Annotated in this window: 17 protein-coding genes; 8 read left to right on the top strand and 9 right to left on the bottom strand. The window is 71.7% G+C overall.

The window, feature by feature from the left end; genetic code table 11:
* Nucleotides 1-123 precede the first annotated feature (123 nt).
* From ACLQ2W_RS33110 to ACLQ2W_RS33125, 4 genes are read right to left on the bottom strand one after another with little or no spacing between them, the layout of a single operon-like run.
* Entirely contained in the window at nucleotides 124-1749 is a 1626-nt protein-coding gene (locus tag ACLQ2W_RS33110; protein WP_425791748.1) for an alpha-amylase family glycosyl hydrolase, read from the bottom strand.
* 58 nt (nucleotides 1750-1807) lie between these two features.
* Nucleotides 1808-2695: a carbohydrate ABC transporter permease gene (locus ACLQ2W_RS33115; RefSeq protein WP_425791750.1), complete on the bottom strand. Its 888-nt coding sequence runs from the start codon at nucleotides 2693-2695 to the stop codon at nucleotides 1808-1810.
* Nucleotides 2696-2698: 3 nt separating this feature from the next.
* Nucleotides 2699-3658, bottom strand: a complete 960-nt coding sequence (locus ACLQ2W_RS33120) for a carbohydrate ABC transporter permease (protein ID WP_405094079.1) — start codon at nucleotides 3656-3658, stop codon at nucleotides 2699-2701.
* A 57-nt stretch (nucleotides 3659-3715) separates the two neighbouring features.
* Complete coding sequence (locus tag ACLQ2W_RS33125) at nucleotides 3716-5092, bottom strand: ABC transporter substrate-binding protein (protein WP_425791752.1); 1377 nt, start codon at nucleotides 5090-5092, stop codon at nucleotides 3716-3718.
* A 217-nt stretch (nucleotides 5093-5309) separates the two neighbouring features.
* On the opposite strand from ACLQ2W_RS33125, the gene ACLQ2W_RS33130 reads away from it, so the two are divergent.
* Both ACLQ2W_RS33130 and ACLQ2W_RS33135 read left to right on the top strand, forming a co-directional pair.
* The gene (locus ACLQ2W_RS33130; protein ID WP_425791754.1) at nucleotides 5310-5714 is read left to right on the top strand and encodes a VOC family protein; all 405 of its coding nucleotides are present in this window, start codon (nucleotides 5310-5312) and stop codon (nucleotides 5712-5714) included.
* Nucleotides 5711-5992, top strand: coding sequence for a winged helix-turn-helix transcriptional regulator (locus tag ACLQ2W_RS33135; RefSeq protein WP_425791756.1), 282 nt, complete (start codon nucleotides 5711-5713; stop codon nucleotides 5990-5992). Before ACLQ2W_RS33130 ends, ACLQ2W_RS33135 begins: the two co-directional genes overlap by 4 nt.
* Here ACLQ2W_RS33135 and ACLQ2W_RS33140 read toward each other — a convergent pair.
* Complete coding sequence (locus tag ACLQ2W_RS33140; protein ID WP_425791758.1) at nucleotides 5989-6999, bottom strand: LacI family DNA-binding transcriptional regulator; 1011 nt, start codon at nucleotides 6997-6999, stop codon at nucleotides 5989-5991. The two genes, ACLQ2W_RS33135 and ACLQ2W_RS33140, sit on opposite strands and share 4 nt — an antisense overlap.
* A 206-nt stretch (nucleotides 7000-7205) precedes the next feature.
* Between ACLQ2W_RS33140 and ACLQ2W_RS33145 the strand changes: the two genes are divergently transcribed.
* The gene (locus tag ACLQ2W_RS33145) at nucleotides 7206-9236 is read left to right on the top strand and encodes a glycosyl hydrolase family 28-related protein (protein WP_425791760.1); all 2031 of its coding nucleotides are present in this window, start codon (nucleotides 7206-7208) and stop codon (nucleotides 9234-9236) included.
* A 60-nt stretch (nucleotides 9237-9296) separates the two neighbouring features.
* Here the strand turns inward: ACLQ2W_RS33145 and ACLQ2W_RS33150 are convergent, their stop codons facing one another.
* The 4 genes from ACLQ2W_RS33150 to ACLQ2W_RS33165 form a co-directional block, all read right to left on the bottom strand.
* Nucleotides 9297-10106 (bottom strand): SigB/SigF/SigG family RNA polymerase sigma factor, encoded by an 810-nt coding sequence (locus tag ACLQ2W_RS33150; RefSeq protein WP_107155617.1) that lies wholly within the window; start codon nucleotides 10104-10106, stop codon nucleotides 9297-9299.
* Between the two features lie 128 nt (nucleotides 10107-10234).
* Nucleotides 10235-10840: a GerMN domain-containing protein gene (locus tag ACLQ2W_RS33155; RefSeq protein WP_425791762.1), complete on the bottom strand. Its 606-nt coding sequence runs from the start codon at nucleotides 10838-10840 to the stop codon at nucleotides 10235-10237.
* Nucleotides 10837-12186: an ATP-binding protein gene (locus ACLQ2W_RS33160; RefSeq protein ID WP_425791764.1), complete on the bottom strand. Its 1350-nt coding sequence runs from the start codon at nucleotides 12184-12186 to the stop codon at nucleotides 10837-10839. Before ACLQ2W_RS33160 ends, ACLQ2W_RS33155 begins: the two co-directional genes overlap by 4 nt.
* On the bottom strand, nucleotides 12183-12857 hold the full coding sequence (locus ACLQ2W_RS33165; RefSeq protein WP_396774536.1) for a response regulator transcription factor: 675 nt from the start codon (nucleotides 12855-12857) through the stop codon (nucleotides 12183-12185). Before ACLQ2W_RS33165 ends, ACLQ2W_RS33160 begins: the two co-directional genes overlap by 4 nt.
* A gap of 150 nt (nucleotides 12858-13007) precedes the next feature.
* Here ACLQ2W_RS33165 and ACLQ2W_RS33170 point away from each other — a divergent pair, with 150 nt between their 5' ends.
* From ACLQ2W_RS33170 to ACLQ2W_RS33190, 5 genes are all read left to right on the top strand, one after another.
* Nucleotides 13008-13379 carry an STAS domain-containing protein gene (locus ACLQ2W_RS33170; RefSeq protein ID WP_425791767.1) on the top strand — a complete coding sequence of 124 codons (372 nt, stop codon included), beginning with the start codon at nucleotides 13008-13010 and terminating at the stop codon, nucleotides 13377-13379.
* A gap of 9 nt (nucleotides 13380-13388) precedes the next feature.
* Nucleotides 13389-13703 carry a hypothetical protein gene (locus tag ACLQ2W_RS33175; RefSeq protein WP_405094072.1) on the top strand — a complete coding sequence of 105 codons (315 nt, stop codon included), beginning with the start codon at nucleotides 13389-13391 and terminating at the stop codon, nucleotides 13701-13703.
* The gene (locus tag ACLQ2W_RS33180) at nucleotides 13700-14236 is read left to right on the top strand and encodes an STAS domain-containing protein (RefSeq protein WP_425791769.1); all 537 of its coding nucleotides are present in this window, start codon (nucleotides 13700-13702) and stop codon (nucleotides 14234-14236) included. The genes ACLQ2W_RS33175 and ACLQ2W_RS33180 overlap by 4 nt, the downstream gene beginning before the upstream one ends.
* 23 nt (nucleotides 14237-14259) lie before the next feature.
* Nucleotides 14260-14550 carry a BON domain-containing protein gene (locus ACLQ2W_RS33185; RefSeq protein WP_281942650.1) on the top strand — a complete coding sequence of 97 codons (291 nt, stop codon included), beginning with the start codon at nucleotides 14260-14262 and terminating at the stop codon, nucleotides 14548-14550.
* A gap of 136 nt (nucleotides 14551-14686) precedes the next feature.
* Nucleotides 14687-16129, top strand: a complete 1443-nt coding sequence (locus ACLQ2W_RS33190) for a cellulase family glycosylhydrolase (RefSeq protein WP_425791771.1) — start codon at nucleotides 14687-14689, stop codon at nucleotides 16127-16129.
* Nucleotides 16130-16257: the final 128 nt, after the last annotated feature.

The following is a 16257-nucleotide window of genomic DNA, read 5'->3' on the forward strand; positions in this document are numbered from 1 at the left end:
CCCCGTTGCGGCGGTGCGGTTCCTTCCTCCCCAGGTGTTCCTGCGGCAGCCGGGACGGGCCGCCGGTCGTGGTGCGGCGCGGTGACGCCGACGGCGGGACGGAGCCGCCGGCGCCACCGCGGTTCAGCGCGATCCGGTACGCAGCCAGACCGCGGTGTCCGGTGGCAGCCGGTCGTCGTCGAGTGGGCCGCTGGCCAGCAGCAGCCGGTCGTGCGCGGGCAGCGGCACGGCCTCGCGGCCCAGGTTGACCAGGCAGGCGAAGCCCGGTTCGCGGGCGAACGCGAGCACCCCGTCCGGCGCGGGCAGCCAGCGCAACGCGCCGTCGCCGAGCGCCGGTTCGGCCCGGCGCGCGGCCAGCGCCGCCCGGTACAGCTCCAGCATCGAGTGCGGGTCGCCGGTCTGGGCGCGGGCCGTACGGTCCTTCCAGTCCGCCGGCTGCGGCAGCCACGGCGCGGCGGTGGCGTCGTCGGGGCTGAACCCGAACGGCGGCGTGTCGCCCTGCCAGGGCAGCGGCACCCGGCAGCCGTCACGGCCCGGGTCGACCCGTCCGGAGCGTTCCCACATCGGGTCCTGCCGCAGCTCGTACGGGATGTCCTCGACCTCCCAGAGCCCCAGCTCCTCGCCCTGGTAGACGTAGGCGGCACCGGGCAGCGCGAGGCTGAGCAGCGCGGCGGCGCGGGCCCGGCGGGTGCCGAGTTCCAGGTCGGTGGGGATGCCCTCACGCTTGGCGGCGAAGCTGAACGTGGTGTCCGCCCGGCCGTAGCGGGTGACGTGCCGGGTGACGTCGTGGTTGGACAGCACCCAGGTGGCCGGCGCGCCGACCGGCGCGTGTGCGGCCAGCGTGCCGTCGATGCTGTCCCGCATCGCGGCGGCGTCCCAGGCGCAGCCGAGGAAGTCGAAGTTGAACGCGGTGTGCAGTTCGTCGGGACGCAGGTAGTTCGCGAACCGCTGCCGGTCCGGCAGCCACACCTCACCGACCAGGGCCCGCTCGCCCGGGTAGCTGTCGGCGATCCGCCGCCAGGCGCGGTAGACGTCGTGCACGCCGTCCTGGTCGCGGAACGGGTGCGGCCGGTCCGGGTGGACCTCGGGCAGCGTGCCGTCCTTGACCAGCAGGCCGGCCGAGTCGATGCGGATGCCGTCCACGCCCCGGTCGAACCAGAATCGCAGGACGTCCTCGAACTCGGCGCGCACCCGGGGGTGGTCCCAGTTGAAGTCCGGTTGCTGCGGCGCGAACAGGTGCAGGTACCAGTCGCCGGGCGAGCCGTCCGGGTCGGTGGTGCGGGTCCAGGTCGGGCCGCCGAACTCGCCGGTCCAGTCGGTCGGCGGCCGGGAGCCGTCCGGGCCGCGGCCGGCCCGGAACCAGAACAGGTCCCGCTCCGGCGCGTCCGGGCCGCCGGCCAGCGCCGCCTGGAACCACGGGTGCGCGTCCGAGCAGTGGTTCGGCACCACGTCGACGATGGTCCGGATGCCGAGCGCGTGCGCCTCGGTGATCAGCGCCTCGACCTCGGCGAGCGTGCCGAAGACCGGGTCGATGTCGCGGTAGTCGGCCACGTCGTAGCCGGCGTCGGCCATCGGTGACGGGTACCAGGGGCTGAACCAGATCGCGTCGACGCCGAGCGCGGCGAGGTGGTCCAGGCGGGACCGGATGCCGGCGATGTCACCGATCCCGTCGCCGTTGCCGTCGGCGAAGCTGCGCGGATAGACCTGGTAGATCACCGCGGAGCGCCACCACGGGCTAGTGTCGACCATGGACACGGTCACCTGCTTTCTGCGGGTCGGTTCTGATGCGACGGGCGGCGGTGCCCGGTCAGCCCTTGAGTCCGCCGGTGGTCAGGCCGGACATGATGTTCCGTTGGAAGATCAGGAACAGCACGACGGTCGGGATCGCGGCGATCACCGACGCGGCGATCACCACGTTCATCGGTGTGCCGCCGGCGAAGGCGTAGATGCCGACGCTGACCGTGCGCGTCTCCGGCGACGGCATGACCAGCTTCGGCCAGAGGAAGTCCTTCCAGACCGCGGTCACCGCGAAGATCGCGACCACGCCGAGGATCGGACGGGACATCGGCAGCACGATCGACCAGAGCGTGCGCAGCGGCGACGCGCCGTCCATCACGGCGGCCGACATCAGGTCCTCCGGGATCGAGTCGAAGAACCGCTTGAGCAGGAAGATGTTGAACGCGTTCGCGACCAGCGGGAGCCAGATCGCGAACGGTGAGTCGAGCAGGTTGACGTGCACGATCGGCAGGTCGATCACGGTCACGTACTGCGGGACGATCAGCACCATCGCCGGGATCATCAAGGTCGCCAGCATCAGGCCGAGGATCAGCTTGCCCAGCACCGGGCGCAGCTTCGACAACGCGTACGCGGCGGCGGTGTCGAACACGAGCTGGAACAGCACCGCGCCGGTGGCGTAGTAGAACGTGTTGAACAGCAGTTTCGCCAGGTCGAGGTTGGTCCACGCGTCGACGTAGTTCTGCGGCTGCGGGTCGCGCGGGAACAACGACGGCGGCGTCTGCGCGATCTCCTGGCCGCTCTTGAGCGCGCCGGTGACCATCCAGTACAGCGGGCCGAGGAAGACCAGCGTGAACGCCGCCACCACGACGGCGAGCACGGCCCAGTAGAGGACCCGGCCGCGTCCGCGCCGCAGTTGGGCCGGGGAGATGAGGGTACGGGTGGTGGAGTCGACTGCCATGTCCTAGTCCTGTCTCGCGGTCAGTCGCACGTAGACGGCGGAGAACCCGGCCAGCACCACCAGCATGATCACGCCGAGCGCGGCGGCGCCGTTGAGGTCGTTCTGGAAGAAGCCGTGCTGATAGATCAGGTACGCCACCGACGTCGCCGAGTCCTGGGTGCCGGCGCCGTTGGCGAGGATCAGCGGCTCGATGAAGAGCTGCATGGTGGCCACGATCTGGAGCATCGCCAGCAGCGCCAGGATCAGCCGGGTCTGCGGGATCGTCACGTGCACGATCCGCCGCCACACGCCGGCGCCGTCGATCTCGGCGGCCTCGTACAGCTCGCCGGGGATGTTCTGCAGGGCGGCCAGGTAGATCAGCACCGCGCCGCCCATGTTCATCCAGGTCGACGCCAGCACCATGGCCGGCATCGTCATGGTCGGCGACTGCATCCACTCCGAGGTGGGCAGCCCCAGCGCGGTGAGCACCGCGTTGAACAGTCCCGCCTCGCTCGGGTCGTACGCGTAGAACTTGAACAGGAACAGCGCGGACGCCGGCGGCAGCATCACCGGCAGGTAGACCAGCACCCGCAGGTAGCCCTTGGCGTGGCGCAGCTCGTTGAGCAGGATCGCCACGAAGAACGGCACCGCGTAGCCGAGCACGAGCGCGAGGCCGGTGAAGACGAACGTGTTCTTCCAGGCGGTCCAGAAGCTCGGGTCGGCGATGATCCGGGTGTAGTTGTCCCAGCCGACCCAGGTGGTCTCGCCGCGCCGGGTGCGCTGGAAGCTCATCACCACGCCACGGACCATCGGGTACCAGGAGAAGACGGCGAAGCAGGCGACCGCGCCGATGAGGAACGTGTGCCCGGTCAGGTTGTCCCGTACCTTCCGGCCGAGCCCGGCGCGGCGCGCGGTGGTCTGCCGCGGCGGCGGTGCGGGACGGCCGGGCCGGCGGGTGGCACCCGGGGCGGTGGTGAGCGCCAAGGCAACTCCTGCGGTAGTGGGTGGGGGCCGGTGCGGCCGGCCCCCACCCCGGTCGGGTCAGCTACCGGCGGCGAGGAGCTGGTTGACCTTGTCCTCGGCGGTCTTGAGCAGGGCGTCGATGTTCGCGTTCGGGTTGGTCAGCACCCCGGACATCGCGGCGTCGAGCACCGCGTAGATGGCCTGGGCGTTGCGCGGCTCCCCCTTGATCGGCACCGGGTTCGCCTCGAAGGCGGTGAAGTTGGTGGTGTCCACGTTGGCGTTGGCCTTGCGGAGCTCCAGTTCCTGCTTCTGCGCGTCGCTGCCGTTGGTGAACAGCAGCGGCTGGGGCAGGCCGACCGGGTAGTTCTGCGGCTTGGCCCGGACGTAGTCGAACTGGCCCTTGCCGGGCGTGAGCTTCTGGTAGGCGATCCACTTCAGACCGGCCTTGACCTGCTCCGGGCTCAGGCCCTTCTTGAAGAAGTAGCCCTCGCCGCCGCCGAGCGTCGCCTTGGCGGGCCCGTCCTGGCCGGGCAGCGGGCCCATCGCCCAGTCCTGGTACTTGCCCTGGAACTGGCTGACGATCGCCTGGGTGGCGTCCGGCGCGCCGATGAACATGCCGACCTTGCCGGCGCCGGCGTTGGTGAGCAGGTCACCCCACTGGAGCAGTTGCCGGCTGCCCATGCTGTTGTCGCCGTAGCGCATGTCCTTGAGGTTCTGCAGGACCTGCTTGCCCGTCGGGTTGTTGAAGTCGGCCTTCTTGCCGTCGGCGGACAGCACCTGGCCGCCCTGGGAGTAGAGCAGCGAGGTGAAGTGCCAGCCGCCGGTGTTGCCGGCGCTGTACTCCGAGTATCCGGCGACGCCGCCGCCGAGCGCGGAGATCTTCTTGGCCGCGGTCCGCACCTCCGGCCACGTCTTCGGCGGGTTGGCCGCGTCGAGCCCGGCCCGCTGGAACAGGGCCTTGTTGTAGATCAGGCCCATCGAGTAGTTCTTCACCGGGACGCCGTAGAGCTTGCCGCCGTCGGTGAAGACCTCCTTGAGCGCCGGGTCCACGCTGTCCCAGGTCGGGATGGTGTCCTTGGTGGCGTACTCGGTGATGTCCATCGCCTGGCCGGAGTCCAGCACCTGCTGGAGGTCGGTCATGTAGCCGTAGAAGACGTCGGTGACGGTGCCGCCGGCGAGGCGGGCGGTGAAGTCCGGCGGGTTGTTGCACTGCTCGCCGACGCTGACGCTCTTCACCACGATGGTCGGGTTCTGCCGCTGGAACTCGGCGACGTCGTCGTTCCAGTTCTTCAGCAGTTCCTTCTGCGCGCCGACCGGCTGGCAGTCGACAGTGATGGTGACCTTGCCGCCGGCGTCGGCGGAGTCGTCGCTCTTGGTGGAGCACGCCGCGAGGCTGAGCCCGAGGCCGGCCGCGAGCGCCGCCGCCGCGACCTTCCGATATTGCGGTACGGACATCTGTCCATCCCTTCGGGAACGGTTATATCGATGACCTGCACTGGTGTGGGTGACCCCCGGTGAGTGGAGTCAATGTAGCGACGCCGACTCTTCACGGCAAGGTTTCAACGTGATGACGAAAGAACACGACTTGATGACGGATGATCGGGACGACCACGGCGGACGAGCCCGGCGCGGGGCACTTGACGGCCTACTTGCATTTTGCAAGCATGGTCCCATGAGCCTCTTCATCACCTGCCCGGTCGAGAGCGTCGAGCGCGCGACCGCCTTCTACACCGCCCTCGGCTGGACCCTCAACGCCGAGATGTCCGACCACAACGTCTCGTGCTTCGCGATCGCCCCCGAGCAGTACGTCATGCTCGGCAGCCGCGAGATGTACGCGAGCGTCGGCGGAGTCGAAGAGCTGATCGGCGGACCTCAAACGCCCTCGAAGGTCACGGTCTCGTTCGACCTGGGCAGCCGCGAGGCGGTCGACGAGCTCGTCGACCGCGCCGGCGCCGCCGGTGGGCGGATCGGTGACACCGACGACTACCCCTTCATGTACCAGCGCCAGTTCGACGACCCCGACGGCTACCACTACTCACCGTTCTGGATGAAGACGGACGCCGATCCGACCGCGTGAGCGACCTCGCCGCGGCCCTCGACATCGTCGGAGCACGGTGGGCCCTGCTCATCGTGGAACGGCTGCTCGACGGGCCACAACGCTACGGCGATCTACAGCGTGACCTCGGCGCGCCGACGAACATGCTCGCGACACGCCTGCGCGAACTCGAAGCGGCCGGCGTGCTGTTCCGCCTGCCGCTTCGACACAACACCCGGGCCTATGCGCTGACCGATCGCGGGTTGGCCCTGCGCGAGGCGATCGTCGCGCTCGGCAACTGGGGACGGAACGACGCCTAGGAAGCGTCTCTCCGGGGTGCGGGGGCGGTGGAGCCGCGTACCACCAGCTCGGGCTCGAAGAGCAGCTCGTCGTGCAGGACGCCGGCGCCCTCGATCTGGGTGACCAGCAGGTCCACCGCGGCCTGTCCCATCGTCTCGATCGGCTGCCGGACCGTGGTCAGCGGCGGGTCGGTGCAGGTCATGAACGCGGAGTCGTCGAAGCCGACCACCGACACGTCGGCCGGCACCGCGCGGCCGAGCCGGCGGGCCGCCCGGATGCTGCCGAGGGCCAGCACGTCGCTGGCGCAGACGATGCCGGTCACCCCGCGCTCGATCAGCTTGGTGGCGGCAACCCGCGCCCCCTCCATGGAGAAGCTGGAACGCTCGACGAAGCGGCGCTCCGTGCCCCAGTCGGCGGCCCGGACCATGGCGTCCAGCTTGCGCCGCGAGGGCACGTGGTCCTCCGGGCCGAGCACCAGGCCGATCCGCTCGTGCCCGAGTGAGCGCAGGTGCCCGTACGCCTGCTCGACCGCGACCGCGTCGTCGGTGGACACGCGCGGGAAGCCCAGCTCCTCGACGCCGGCGTTGACCAGGACCACGGGCAGGCCCCGGTCGGTCAGCCGCCGGTAGTGCTCGTGCGAGGCGTCGGCGAGCGCGTACGAGCCGCCGGCGAAGATGACGCCGCTGACCTGGTGGTCGAGGAGCATCTCCACGTAGCCGGACTCCGGCACGCCGCCGATGGTGCGGGCGCAGAGCGCCGGGGTGAAGCCCCGTTGGGCGAGGGAGCCGGTGACCACCTCGGCCAGCGCCGGGAAGATCGGGTTCTGGAGTTCCGGCAGGACCAGCCCGACCAGCCGGGCCCGCTCCCCGCGCAGCTTCGTCGGGCGTTCGTAGCCGAGCACGTCGAGCGCGGTCAGCACGGCCGTCCGGGTCGCCTCGGACACGCCACCCCGACCGTTGAGCACCCGGCTCACGGTCGCCTCGCTGACACCCGCCTTGCGGGCCACCTCCGTCAAACGCTTCGTCACCGCGGCATCGTACGTCAGATTCTTGCAAGAAATGAACAGCGACTCGGCATCCCGCCGGTCAGCCGCCGTCGCCGTCGCGTCGAAAGATCCGAGCAGTTCCATGCTTGAAACTCGACAAGTGCCAGGAATAACATGAGGCACCTTGTCGGCCGGCACCCCTCGCCTCCGCCGAGGCCCCGTCCCTCCTCGCGAAAGTGGGTGCTCCGATGCAGCGGAGCGTGGAGAGCAGGTCGGGCCGTCGCCCGTCCCTGCCGAGAATTCTCGCGGTGGCGGTCACCGCCGCCGCCCTCGTCGTACCGCCGGGTGCTGCCACCGCCGCGACCGGGTCACCCGGCCCGGCGCCGGTGGTGACGCGGGCCGCCCTCGACCCGGCGCTGACCGCCGGTCGCGGCGCCACCGTCGACTACGTCGAGCAGGAGGCGGAGCACGCGCGGACCACCGGCACGGTGATCGGCCCCGACCGCTCCGCCTACACGCTCGCCGGCGAGGCGTCCGGCCGCCGCGCCGTGCGCCTGCTCCCCGGCCAGCACGTCGAGTTCACGCTGCCCCGGGCCACCAACGCGCTGACCGTGCGGTACAGCATCCCGGACGCGCCGGGCGGCGGCGGCATCACCGCGCCGCTGCGGGTCGACGTCGGGCGCGCGCCCGCCCGCACGATGAGGCTCACCTCGGCGTACGCCTGGCTCTACAACCAGTACCCGTTCACCAACGACCCCGGGGCCGACCTGCTGCACCCGGACTGGTGGATCACCGAGTGCTCCTGCGTGCCGGCGGCCACCACCCCCGCCCCGGTGATCGCCAAGCCGTTCCGGCCGCACCACTTCTACGACGAGCAGCGGCTGCTGCTCGGGCGCACCCACCGGGCCGGCGAGGTGGTCCGACTGACCGCGCCGACCGGGACGGCCGCCGCCTGGACGGTGATCGACCTGCTGGACGCCCACCTGATCGCCCCGCCCCGGGTGGTGCCCCGCGCGGTCAACGTGCTCGCCTTCGGCGCCGACCCGACCGGGCGGCGGGAGTCCGCCGACGCGTTCGACCGGGCCGTCGCGTACGCCCGGCGGGTGGACCGTCCGCTCTACCTGCCGCCGGGCCGGTTCCAGGTCAACCGGCACGTGATCGTCGACGACGTGACGATCGTGGGCGCCGGAAGCTGGTACACCGTCGTGACGGGACGGGAGGTCGCCCTGGACCCGCCGGCGCCGGACGGCTCCCGACACACCGGCGTCGGCTTCTACGGACGCGACGCCGCCGACGGCGGCAGCCATGACGTCCACCTCTCCGGCTTCACCATCGAGGGCGACGTCCGCGAGCGGATCGACACCGACCAGGTCAACGCGCTCGGCGGCGCGCTCAACCACAGCACGATCGACGGCCTCTACCTGCACCACACGAAGGTCGGCATGTGGTTCGACGGGCCGATGACCGGGCTGCGGGTCACGAACACCGTCATCGCCGACCAGATCGCCGACGGCCTCAACTTCCACACCGGCGTCACGCACTCCTCGGTGACCAACTCGGTGGTCCGCAACAGCGGCGACGACGCGCTGGCGATGTGGTCGGAAGGGACCGCGAACGCGGGCAACACGTTCGCGTACAACACGGTGCAGTCCCCCGTGCTGGCCAACGGCATCGCGCTGTACGGCGGCGTCGACCTGACCGTGGCGCACAACCTGATCGCCGACCCGGTACGCGAGGGCAGCGCGATCCAGGTGGGCTCCCGGTTCGGGGCCGAGCCGTTCGCCGGCCGCGTCCGGATCACCGGCAACACCACGGTCCGGGCCGGCACCTACGACCTGAACTGGAACATCGGCCTCGGCGCGATCTGGTTCTACGCGCTGGACCGCAGCATCGACGCCGACATCCAGGTGACCGGCGACGCCTACCTGGACAGCACCTACAACGCGATCATGCTGGTCAGCGACTGGCCGGTGAAGGATCAGGTCCGCATCGACGGCGTCGTGTTCCGCGACGTCCGGGTCGACGGCACCGGCACGTCGGTGGTGAGCGCCCGGACCGCCGGCGGCGCGAGTTTCGCCGGCGTGGACGCGCGCAACGTGGGCGCGGTCGGGGTGAACAACTGCGGCTCGTTCCACTTCACCCCGGCCGGGTCGGAGTTCACCGTGACCGACCTCGGCGGCAACGACGGCGGATGGCTCGCCCCGTGGCTGTTGCCCAACACCATCACCTGCGACGACCGCCCCCCGGTGGTGCCGCCGCCCCCGCCGTCGACCTGGTGATCGGCTGCTGACACGCGTGATGCCGCCACCTCGGCGAGGTGGCGGCATCAGCGCGGTGGATCAGGCCTCGGTGAGCTGGCCCCGCAGCTTGGTCAGGGCGCGGGCGAGCAGCCGCGACACGTGCATCTGGGAGACACCGACCTTGGCGGCGATCTCGCTCTGGGTCAGGTTGCCGTAGAAGCGGAGCGTGAGGATCTTCTGCTCCCGCTCGTCGAGCGTGGCCAGCGCCGGGCCGAGCGAGGCGCGCAGGTCGGCCAGCTCGTACTCGTTGTCGTCGATGCCGAGCGTGTCGCCCAGCTCGGTGGCGCTGTCGCCGTCGCCGATCGGGGTCGAGAGCGAGACCGCGTTGTAGGCGCGCGCGCCCTCCAGGCCCTCCAGGACCTCTTCCTCGGTGACGCCGAGGTGCGTGGCGATGTCGGCGACGGTCGGCGCCCGGTTGAGCGTCTGGGTCAGCGAGCTGTTCGCCTCGGAGATGCGCAGCCGCAGCTCCTGGAGGCGGCGCGGCACCCGGATGTTCCAGGTGCGGTCGCGGAAGTGCCGCTTGATCTCGCCGAGGATGGTCGGGATGGCGAAGCCGGCGAAGTCGACGCCGCGGGAGGCGTCGAACCGGTCCACCGCCTTGATCAGGCCCAGCGCGGCCGTCTGCGCGAGGTCACCGGCCGGCTCGCCGCGACCGCTGTAGCGGGCGGCCAGGTGGTTGGCCAGCGGCAGCCACGCCTCGATGACCTGGTTACGCAGGGCGGCCCGCTTCGGGTGGTCCGCCGGCAGTTCGGCGAGCGCCGCGATCAGCTCGCTGGCACGGGACTCCTCACCGGTCTGCGGCGCGCGGTGCACCTCGGTGGCGGACGGTGCCATGGTCATCGTGGTCATGCTGCCCTTCCTGTCCTCGAAGAACGGGTGGGACCCCCACACCGGTCGTGGGAGCAACACTAGACCAAAGTTCACCAGCAAATCAACCGAACGGACGATGGATGTTTGCCGCATAAGTGGACAAAAAATCAGCGCGGTAGCAGCGGACGGTAATCAGCGGCGGTCAGCGGCAGTGCCGACACGCTTCCGTCGGCGCGCGGCACCTCCAGCGGCTCGCCGTCCCTACGGAACGCGACGCTGTCCACGTCCGGTCGCTGGGTCAGGCTGCACACGATCTGCCCGAACGCGAGCACCTCGTCGTTACGGCCGGTCTCCTCGCCGGCCTGCCGCACGTCGACCGTGGCGACGGTGCCGGCCAGCGCCGCGCCGGCCACCGCCACCGTGCCCGGCAACGCGGTGGCCAGCCCCCGCCGACGCTCCGTCTGGTCCGGCCCGGCCAGCAAGTGCTGGAGGTGGGCGTCCACCCCGGGCAGGCCGTCCACCCGGCGGGTGACCACCGCCAGCCCGTCGTCGCGCACGAAGCAGAACGGCTCGTCCACCCGCCCGTCCGGATTGGCCGTCGTGGTGCCCGCCGGCGTCGGGAACCGCCCGGGCGGCGGCTGCACCAGCCGGGGCTCGTCGTCGACCGGCACGCCGCAGCCGGCCAGCAGCACGACCGCGAGCAGCGCCGGCACCAGCCGTCGAACGGTCGGCCGCCGGCCGGCGGCGCGACCCGGAACCGCCCGCCGCGTCACCGGACCGCTCCCGGCAGCTCGACCCGGAACCGGGCGCCCCGGTTCCGGTCCAGCACGGTGGCCGTGCCGCCGTGCGCGGCGGCGTGCTGGGCCACCAGGGCCAACCCGAGGCCGGTACCGTCGGTGCCGGCCCGGGCGTGTGCGGCCCGACCCCGGACGAACCGGTCGAAGATGGCCTCCCGGTCCGCCGGCGGCACCCCCGGCCCCTCGTCGTCGACCTCCAGGACGCCCATCCCGTCCGCCGCGCCGAGGCGGACCGCGACCGGGCCGCCGCCGTACCGCTCGGCGTTCTCCAGCAGGTTCAGCAGCACCTGGGCGAACCGGCGGCGGTCGATCCACCACTGGTGCGGCACCCCGTCGGCCACCTCCACCAGGCTCTCCGGCAACGCCCGTTCCCGGCAGGCGGCCCGCGCCAGCTCGGCCACGTCGACGGTCTGCCGGTGCGCGGGCTGCTCGGTGCGGGCGAGCTGGATCAGGTCGTCGACCAGCCGCTGGAACCGGGCCACCTCGCCGGCGACCAGGCCGGCCGCGGTGGCGGTGCGCTCGTCCTGGTGCTCCTTGCGACGGTTCAGCACGCTCGCCGCCGCGGCCAGCGTCTGGAGCGGGGAGCGCAGCTCGTGGCTGACGTCGGCGGCGAACCGCCGGTCCCGGTCGATCCGCTGCACCAGCTTGTCGACCATCTCGTTGAACGAGCTGGACAGGCGGGTGAGATCCGGGTCGGTGGTCGGGTCCAGTCGGGTGGCGAAGTCGCCGGCCGCGATCCGCTCGGCGGCGTCGGCGACCGCGGTGAGCGGGCGGAGGCTGCTGCGGGTGGCGTACCACCCCAGCGCCGCGCCGGCCCCGGCGATCATGATGGCCACCGCGGTCAGCGCCAGCCCGACCACCTGGAACGTGTCCTCCACCTCACGCAGCGAGGTCAGCTCGTAGTAACCCAGCTCGCCCGGGAGCGGCACGCCGACCAGCAGTGTCGGCTGCCCGTCGAGGCGGATCCGCTGCACGGCGGGCTGCCCGTCGGCGACCACGCGTTGCAGTTCCGCCGGCACCGAGCTGGCGCCCACGTCGGCGGTGCGGGCGTACCAGCCGGTGCGCAGGTGCAGCAGCGGACGCCGGGCGCTGCCGGTGTCCAGCGAGCGCAGCACCGCCACCACGTCCGGCGCCCCGGTGTCCAGCCCCGACCGGACCACCCCGGCGTCGTAGTACGCGGCCCGGACCGCGGTGCGCTCACGCTCGTCGAGCAGCGAACGACGGGTCAGGTCGTACGAGAAGAGCGCCATCAGCGCGGCCAGCAGCAGGGCGCCGACGGCGAACGCGGCGGTGACCCGGGCGCGCAGTCCGGGTCGACTCATCGTTGCAGCTTGTAGCCGAGGCCCCGGAGCGTGACCAGGTGGCGGGGGTTGGCCGGATCCGGTTCGATCTTCTGCCGCAGCCGGCCCACGTGCACGTCGACCAGCCGCTCGTCACCGGTCTCGTAGCCCCAGACGCGGCTCAGCAGCTGCTGCCGGGACAGCACCCGACCGGCGTGTTCGGCCAGCTCGCAGAGCAGCCGGAACTCGGTGCGGGTCACCGGCACCGGGTGGCCCGAGCGGCGCACCTCGCCGGCCTCCGCACTGATCTCCAGGTCGCCGAAGAACTGGGCGGGGGCGGGGCCGGCCACGGTCCGGACCCGCCGGCGCAGCGCCCGCAGCCGGGCCGACAGCTCCTTGATCGCGACCGGCTTGACCACGTAGTCGTCGGCGCCGGCCTCCAACGCGGCGACGATGTCGTGGGTGTCGTCGCGGGCGCTGATCACCACGACCGGGACGTCGTCGTCGCGGCGCAACTGGCGGATGCAGTCGAAGCCGTCGATGCCGGGCAGCATCAGGTCGACGAGCACGTAGTCGGCCGGGTTCTCCCGCTGCCGACGCAGCCCTTCCTCCGCGGTCGCCGCCCCGTCGGCCTGGTAGCCCTCCTCCTCCAGCGCGAGCTGGAGCGCGAGCCGGATACGGTCGTCGTCCTCGATCACCAGTACGGCCGTCATATGGGCATCATGACCGGCCCAGCACGGGTCGCCCAATCGCGCCGGCCGTTCGTGGCTTTTGTCATCGAACCGTCATCCAACCGTCCGGTGACCTCCACGGTCACCGCCCAGAGTGGGAGCGGACCGGAACCCCGTCACGGAAGCGATCTGATGACCACCAGCCTGCCGCCCTCCCCGCCGGAGCCCACCGTGCCGCACGTCCGGGTGGAGATCACCGAGGAGCTGGGCCTGGCCGGACTGTCCGAGGTCACCCACGTGCTGGATCAGATCCTGGCGCTGCGCCCCCGCACGGTGACGATCGACCTGGCCGAGTGCCGGCACGTGGACGCCGCCGCCATCGCGCTGCTGCTCGACGTGCACCGCCAACTCGCCCGGCGTGACGGAACTCTCACGCTGAGCAACCCGCATCCCCGGATCCGGCGCATCCTGGCCACCGCCGGGCTCGGCGTGACCGTCCCCATCGTCGACACGCCCCGCCCGGCCACGCGCGGCCGGGCCCGGGTCTCGTCCGCGCCGCGCTGAGGAGGAGTGGTGACCGTCAGCACGCTGGTCGGGGCGCTCGTCGTGGGACTCGCGGTGGGCGGGTTGGGACGGTTGGCCGTCCCGGGACGAAAGGCCGTACCGGTCTGGTTGACCCTCGCGCTCGGGGTGGCCGCCGCGCTGCTCGGCGCGATCGTGACCGGGTTGGTCGACCGACGGCCGGACGGCACCGTGCTGGTGTCCCTGCTGGTGCAGTGCGGCTTCGCCGCCCTGGCCGTCATCCTGGCGGTGCTGGCCGCCGGCCGGCCCGGAGCGGAACGGCCGGCGCCGCCCGACCCGGGGGCCCGGCGGAAGGAGGAGGTGTGACGGTCGTACCGGCGGAACACCTGATGATGCTGATCTGCGACGCCTGCGGCGACAGCGTCACCGGCACGGGCGCCACGCTGCCGGACGCCGAGGTGGTGTGGACGCTGGTCTTCGAGCACGACTGGGTCGGTTCCCCGTTCGCCTCCGGACCGCACCACTGCCCCCGGTGCAGCGCCCGGGCGGTGGTCGCCGACGACGGGCTGGGCCTGGACGACCTGGAGCAGGTCGGGGGGCAACCGGCCGCGCCGGAGACGGACTCCGCCGAGGCGGTACGCCGGGCGCTGACCCACCGGCACGGCCGGGGCGAGCGGGTGCTTGTCGACCTCACCGGCCTGGAGGTGATCGACTCCGTCGGCCTCGGCCTGCTGGTCCGCGCGCACCAGGAGGCCCGGCGGGACGGCCGGCGGCTGTGCCTGGTGGCGCCGTCGCGGTTCGTGCTGACCGTGTTGCACACCATGCGGCTCGACGGCGTGTTCTCCGTCGTCGACGACCGCGTCCCGGCGTCGGGTGCCGCACCCGACCCGTGGTCATGAGCGAGCAGAAGGAGCCTCCCGCAGTGATGATGCCCTGGCCGTACCCCGATTTCCCGTTCGCCGGCGACGGGCCGGAGCCCGACGGCGCGGACGTGCGGCTGGCCTCCCTGGTCGCCCAGCGGCTCAGTGCCGACTGGACCACCCGGCGGCAGCAGATCACGGTCACCGTGCAGAACCGGGTGGTCATCCTCGCCGGCCTGGTCGCCGATCCGGAGACCCGCCGGGTCGCCGCCGAGCTGGCCTGGGACGTGCCCGGCGTGTTCGACGTCTGCAACGCGCTGCGGCTCTACGGCGGGCGACGCTCCCGGCGCTGATCCGCCGGTTGCACGTATCGGCGTACGCCTCTACCCTCTGGCCTGGGAGCGCTCCCCAGGCCGCCACGTCGGGCTTTCCGGGCAGGTTGACGACGGGCACCGTCCGATCACCACCCACCAGATGGGACCTTCCCGCATGTTCTCGACTTCCCGCCCGTCCCGGCGGCATCTGCTCGTCGGCGGCGCGGTCGGCGCGCTCGCCCTGGCGGCGACCGCCGTCATGCCGACGACGGACGCGATGGCGGCGACCGGCTGCGCCGTCACCTACACCACCAACTCCTGGCAGGGCGGCTTCACCGCCAACGTGACAGTGAAGAACCTGGGCGACCCGGTGAACAACTGGACGCTGGGCTTCAGCTTCCCCGACGGCGGCCAGCGGGTGGTGCAGGGCTGGTCGGCCACCTGGCAGCAGAGCGGCGCCGCGGTGACCGCGCGCAGCCTGGACTACAACGGCGCGCTCGGCACCGGCGCCAGCACCACCGTCGGCTTCAACGGCTCCTGGACCGGGTCGAACCCGAACCCGACCTCGTTCACGCTCAACGGCACGGTCTGCACCGGCGGCACCAGCACGCCGCCCCCCACCGTCACGCCGCCGCCCCCGACCACTCCCCCGCCGACCACCCCGCCACCGCCCACCGGCACCACACCGGTCGCGATCAACGGGCAGCTCCGGGTCTGCGGGGTCAACCTCTGCAACCAGTACGGCCGCCCGATCCAACTGCGCGGCATGAGCACGCACGGGTTGCAGTGGTTCGCCAACTGCTACACCGACACCTCGCTCAACGCGCTCGCCAACGACTGGCAGGCCGACCTGCTGCGCATCGCGATGTACGTGCAGGAGCAGGGCTACGAGACGAACCCGGCCGCCTTCACCAACCAGGTGAACACGCTCGTCGACAAGGCCGAGGCCCGGGGCATGTACGCGCTCATCGACTTCCACACGCTGACCCCCGGCGACCCGACCTACAACCTGGACCGGGCCAAGACGTTCTTCGCCACCGTGTCGGCACGCAACGCGGCCAAGAAGAACGTCATCTACGAGATCACCAACGAGCCCAACGGGGTGAGCTGGTCGACCATCCGCAACTACGCCGAGCAGGTCATCCCGGTGATCCGGGCGAACGACCCGGACGCCGTGATCATCGTCGGCACCCGGGGCTGGTCCTCGCTCGGCGTGTCCGACGGTGGCAACTCCGACGAGATCGTCAACAACCCGGTCCGGGCGGAGAACATCATGTACACGTTCCACTTCTACGCCGCGTCGCACAAGGACAACTACCGCAACGAGGTGCAGCGGGCCGCCGCCCGGCTGCCGCTGTTCGTCACCGAGTTCGGCACGGTGACCTACACCGGCGACGGCGCGGTGGACACGGCCAGCAGCAACGCCTGGCTCGACCTGCTCGACCGGCTGAAGATCAGCTACGCCAACTGGACGTTCTCGGACGCGCCCGAGGGCAGCGCGGCGCTGCGGCCGGGCACCTGCGCGGCGGGGAACTTCACCGGCACGTCGGTGCTGACCGAGTCCGGCGCGTACCTGCGCAACCGGATCCGTACCCCGGACAACTTCCCCACCTCCTGACCGGGCGGGCGGGGGGGGGCCCCCCCCCCCCCCCCCCCCGGGGGGGGGGGCACGACCGGGATTCGACCCGTGGAAGGGGGTGGACCGGTGAGTTCCAAGGACTGGCTCGAGAAGGACTACTACGCCGC

The organism is Micromonospora sp. DT227 (genome assembly GCF_049841835.1).
In the GTDB taxonomy this organism is placed as follows: domain Bacteria; phylum Actinomycetota; class Actinomycetes; order Mycobacteriales; family Micromonosporaceae; genus Micromonospora.